This window comes from Myxococcus guangdongensis (genome assembly GCF_024198255.1).
GTDB classification, from domain to species: domain Bacteria; phylum Myxococcota; class Myxococcia; order Myxococcales; family Myxococcaceae; genus Myxococcus; species Myxococcus guangdongensis.
This window is the reverse complement of sequence record NZ_JAJVKW010000053.1, coordinates 1-1,231: the sequence shown is the minus strand read 5'-3', so window position 1 is coordinate 1,231 and position 1,231 is coordinate 1. Positions and strand designations below refer to the sequence as shown.

The 1,231-nt window shown below is 65.7% G+C and carries 1 protein-coding gene; it reads left to right on the top strand.

Annotated elements, in window-relative coordinates; translation table 11 throughout:
* Positions 1-1,231: condensation domain-containing protein (locus LXT21_RS44715; RefSeq protein WP_254044390.1), on the top strand; the 1,231-nt coding region annotated here is incomplete at both ends.

Sequence of the window (1,231 nt, the reverse complement as noted above, 5' to 3'; positions counted from 1 at the left end):
GTCGCCGGACTCGCGCTCGTCCTCTCTCAGCACCACGACGCACTCCCTCTTCCTTCTCCCGCTCCTTCCTCACTGCCCCCTCTGGCCTCCTTCGCCCAGGAGCGCCTCTGGTTCCTCCATCAGCTCCTGCCGGACTCCGCTGCGTATGTGATTCCGGAGGCAATCGAGCTGACGGGCGTTCTGGATACAGCCGCGCTGGAGGCCGCGCTGCGCTTGCTTCCGGAGCGGCACGCCTCCCTGCGCGCTGTCTTCGGTTCGGCGGAGGGAATGCCTCGGTTGGAGTTCCAGCCCGTCCCCGAGACATTGCTCGACGTGGAAGACCTCCGGCCTCGCGTCCGTGGCGAGGAGGCGCTGCGCGCGCTCCTCCAGCAACGTCTGGAGGAGGAGAGTGCTCGCCCGTTCTCACTGGAGAAGGGGCCTCTGTATCGCTTCCGTTTGTTCAGGGTCGCGGTCGATCGCCATGTGCTGCTGATGGTCATCCACCACATCGTCGTGGATGGCCTGTCCATGGACCGACTCCTGCTCGAGTTGGCGCAGTCGTACTCAGAGCTGAGCCGGCAACGTTCGCCGATGCTCTCCACGCCGCCCCTCGACTACTCGGATATCTCCGCGTGGCAGCGGACTCCCGAGTTCCGCGCACGCGAGGACGTCCACCTCGACTACTGGAAGCGACAGCTCACGGATGCACCCGCGCTGCTCGCGTTCCCCACCGACAAGCCCCGTCCACCGGTCCTCACGGATCGCGGCGCCTTCTCGCGTCACCAGGTCCTGCCCCGTGAGGTCCGCCTCCGACTGGAGACACTCTGCCGTCAGCATCAAGTGACGCCGTTCATGGCGCTCTATGCCGTGTTCGCCACCTTGCTCCACCGTTACTCGGGTGAGCGAGAGCTATGCGTCGGCACACCGGTCTCCGGACGTACGCACGCGGCCACCGAGGACATCGTCGGCCTCTTCCTCAACACGCTGGTCCTCCGCACGCAGCTTCCGGTGGGGGTGACCTTCGCTTCGCTGCTGGCCCAGGTCCGAAGCACTTCGCTTGACGCTTTCAGCCATCAGGATGCGCCATTCGAGCGCGTCGTGGATGCGCTCCACGTCGAACGCAGTCTCAGTCACGCGCCCCTCTTCCAGGTCATGTTCGACCTGCGCCGTGTCGACTCGCCCCTCTCCTTCTCGGGCCTCTCTTCTCAGCACGTCTTCGTCGACAACGGCACCAGCCAGCTCGACCTCGCAC